Annotated in this window: 4 protein-coding genes; all 4 read left to right on the top strand. The window is 52.1% G+C overall.

Features of this window, described 5'->3' with window-relative positions:
- Positions 1 to 330: 330 nt before the first annotated feature.
- The 4 genes from AC2FCQ_RS24540 (at position 331) to AC2FCQ_RS24555 (ending at position 3,215) form a co-directional block, all read left to right on the top strand.
- Positions 331 to 1,215 carry a GTPase family protein gene (locus AC2FCQ_RS24540; RefSeq protein WP_046051745.1) on the top strand — a complete coding sequence of 295 codons (885 nt, stop codon included), beginning with the start codon at positions 331 to 333 and terminating at the stop codon, positions 1,213 to 1,215.
- 449 nt (positions 1,216 to 1,664) lie between these two features.
- Complete coding sequence (locus AC2FCQ_RS24545; RefSeq protein ID WP_046051746.1) at positions 1,665 to 2,393, top strand: helix-turn-helix transcriptional regulator; 729 nt, start codon at positions 1,665 to 1,667, stop codon at positions 2,391 to 2,393.
- Positions 2,390 to 2,893 carry a hypothetical protein gene (locus AC2FCQ_RS24550; protein WP_231854913.1) on the top strand — a complete coding sequence of 168 codons (504 nt, stop codon included), beginning with the start codon at positions 2,390 to 2,392 and terminating at the stop codon, positions 2,891 to 2,893. The genes AC2FCQ_RS24545 and AC2FCQ_RS24550 overlap by 4 nt, the downstream gene beginning before the upstream one ends.
- A gap of 55 nt (positions 2,894 to 2,948) precedes the next feature.
- Complete coding sequence (locus AC2FCQ_RS24555; protein WP_080342192.1) at positions 2,949 to 3,215, top strand: hypothetical protein; 267 nt, start codon at positions 2,949 to 2,951, stop codon at positions 3,213 to 3,215.
- The last annotated feature ends 15 nt before the right edge of the window (positions 3,216 to 3,230 follow it).

Here is a 3,230-nt window from a genome sequence, read left to right on the forward strand (position 1 = left end):
AGTGTATCTATATTAATATATTACCAACCCGACAAGCATTAACGTATTTTTATAAGAAAATACAATAGAAGAAGGAAACACTTAAAAACCGTATTTTCACATCAGATAACTGCTTGTTTTTACTCTCAAGTTAGCACTCCTGTCACATATAATAGCCAGCATAATAACGGGTCTATTGAACCTGCTCTGTCATACCCTAAACTGTCCTTTCAACAGGAACAGTTCACCTCCCTAAAAAATTACATTCAAAAAAATTTCAGACCTATATTACCAGGGTGAGAACGGCAGCAGAAATGCTGCCATTTTATTATTTCACTCACGGAGGTTAATGTGTCCGATAAAACCGAACAGGGTCTTGATACCCTGAAGCAACAGCTGTCTCTCCTGCCCGAAACACTCTCCCGCACAATACTGAACCGCATCCGCCAGCATATCCATTATGAGCCAGTCATCGGCATCATGGGTAAAACAGGGAGTGGCAAAAGTTCGCTCTGCAATGCCCTCTTTCAGCAGCCCCTTAGTCCGGTCAGCGATGTCCAGGGTTGTACCCGCGAACCGCTTCGCTTCACGCTCGATATCGGCGGGCGCCGCATGACGCTGGTCGATTTGCCCGGTGCAGGCGAATCTCTGGACTATGACCGTGAATACCGGCAGCTGTATAAAGAGCAGCTACCGACGCTGGATCTTATTCTCTGGGTGATGAAAGCGGATGACCGGGCCTGCGCGACCGATGAAGCATTTCACCGGTTCCTGCTCAAGTGCGGTGTCTCACCAGGCAGCATTGTCTTCGTCATTAACCAGGCCGACAAGGCGGAACCCTCGCTGGAATGGGACAGAGAAGCGCGTCAGCCCTCCACCGGCCAGTTGCTGACGCTGACCGCCCGAAGCGCAGCCATCTCACGGCAGTTTTCCTGTCCTTATCCGGTGCACGCAGTGTCAGCAAAAACCGGCTACAACCTGGCCCGTCTGGTTGAAACCATGATATTTGCCCTGCCACCGGAAGCCAGCAGCGGCGTGTTTCGTCAGGTCAGGGAAGAGCACCGATCTGCGGAGGCAGAGAGTACCGCCCGACAGGATTTTGGCGATCTGCTGGGTGAGCTGTTCAGCCGGATAGTGGATGCCATTCCGCTGCCAAAGCCGGTCCGTGAAGCGCTGGGAACAATCCGCGACGGCATTGTGAATGCTGCTTCTGCGCTGTGGCACTTACTTTTTTGAGGAGGTGGAAAATGATACTCAGGAAGCTGACACGGCTCCTGTTGCGCATGCTGCTGCGCTATATCCGGAGACAGATTGTAACCCGGATCCTGGATTACTGCCGGCGCGCAGGCTGGCCAGAGAAAGAGATCCAAAGCGTACGTTGTGCCCTCGTCATTCTGTTTCGCCTCTTACTGCGTTTGCTCAGATCGAGATTAATAAAACGCCATACTACAGCCACCTTCAGCCCTGACAACGCGTCCTGCTGACCGGCTTTATGACAGGGTATGACCACCTGCAGCTCACTCACTGAACAATGTGAAATTATCCACGTATATTCAGTCAGTTAACGTGGGAAAAAAATTTCATCTTTTCTGCCGCTCGCTCTCATCACTGGTCATAACCTGTCCACCCTATCCTGCATAATAACCGCATGAGTTATCTCAGTATTTTCCATTCACGGAGGGTATATGCGCGCGACGGACTCTGCGTACCGACACGACAGGCTGGCCCTCAGGCTGTCAGTTATTATCAGCCGGCTTCTTGCCGGTGAATCTCTTTCACTGAAAGCGCTGTCCGGTGAATTTGGCGTATCTGAACGCACCCTGCGCCGGGATTTTTCTCAGCGTCTGCTTCATCTGGATCTGACCGGCGATAACGGCTGCTGGCGGTTACGGACAAATCCGATGCGTGATCATACTCCTGGTGCGCTGGCGTTTGCCCGCAACACCGGAATAGCCCGCCTCATTCCCTCACAGAGCCGTCAGTTAATGCAGCTGTTGATGGATGAAAACGGCACATCGCCGTGTCTGATAGGTCATGTACATCAGCCTGCGGGGATCCTCCCGGACTGCTTTCAGCGGCTTGCTGAGGCGATTTACCACCACCGGATGGTCAGCCTGCTGGTTAAGGGCATCCGTCACGACCACCTCGAGCCCTACCGGCTGATTTTCTCACAGGCATGCTGGTTTCTAGTGGCCTGCCGGCAGGGAGCCATTCACGTTTTCTCGCTTCACGAGATTATCTCCGTCTCGCTTTCAGAGCAGCATTTCAGACATCGCAACGAGACTAATGCACTAATCGCCATGGAGGACTTTATCAACGCTCTTCCGCATTTTCACTTTATCAGCAACGTCATTCATACCTTCCGGGAGCATTCTCCCGAACCTCACACCAGACCAAAAGGAGTTAAAACATGAAACACGGTAAAGCCCTGTTGCTGAGCGCAGGAATGATGCTGGCATCGCTTTCGGCCGTAAATGCCGCTACACCCGACGCACTTATACAGGCACACCACCAGCGCTGCGGCAAACCCGTCTTCTATGCGCAGACCGCTAACCATAAAAAGGAGGTTGAAATTTGCATCATCTCCCCGTCGGTATCGTACTCATTCGGTAAGACCGGCGCAGAACATAAGGAAATGGACATTACCGTACCGGCAAACACCACCACGTATGCATACCAGAGCAATCAGGTAATCAGTCTGCAGGAATTCACGGTCCGGAACGGTAATACCTCATACCAGGTATCTGCCGGGACAAACGATGAAGGCAGACCGTTCGCGTCCCTGGACGTTTACAAGGGAACACCTGAGACGGGTAAGCATCTGGCGGAAATCCGGCTCGACCCGGATACGGTGGTGAACAACATCAGCCATGCACTTGAACAGGAAGGCGTGGCGCAATCAGACAACCTCTGAGCAGAGGCGTTTTAACGAATGGACTATTCACACAATGATTAACAGGCAATTAAAAATGACGATGGCTTCCAGGAGCGTATTACTGGCCGTCACGCTGCTGTCAGCGCTGGCCCTGAGCGGCTGTGGTGACAAAAACGAACGTGAGTTTATCCGGGGCTGTAAGTCCGGTGGCGGGACAACCGCGGTCTGCGGCTGTATCTGGGAAGAGCTGAAGACGAAATATACCCACGGAGAACTGGAGAAAATGAACCAGCAGTACGGCTATGTACCCTCGCGTTTTATGGACAACATGCTGAGCGCCGCTAAGCAGTGCAGAAAATAAGGACTGAACAGAATG

This window comes from Serratia sp. CoH_134_PS_4, assembly GCF_058190535.1.